Annotated in this window: 1 pseudogene; it reads left to right on the forward strand. The window is 75.6% G+C overall.

From position 1 onward, the window contains the following. A pseudogene (locus KVS71_RS19030) lies at positions 1–234 on the forward strand (phosphoribosylformylglycinamidine cyclo-ligase); the annotation flags it as partial.

The following is a 234-nucleotide window of genomic DNA, read 5'->3' on the forward strand; positions in this document are numbered from 1 at the left end:
CCGGTGTTCCGCGTGCTGAGCGCCCACGCCGGTTCCACGCTGGGGTCCCCCGAGGGCACCTGGAACCCCGGCACCGGCTTCCCCGCCGTGGTGGCGGCGGACAGGAAGGACGCCGCGATCGCGGCGCTGAACGCCGAGGGCAAGCCCTCCTGGCAGGTCGGGACGGTGGGCTTCGGCCCGCGGCCGGGCCGCGGATTCGAACAGGGCGACAACGGCGTCCATGGGGGAGGTGGG

The organism is Microbacterium sp. GbtcB4 (assembly GCF_019091465.1).
GTDB classification, from domain to species: Bacteria; Actinomycetota; Actinomycetes; order Actinomycetales; family Microbacteriaceae; genus Microbacterium; species Microbacterium paraoxydans.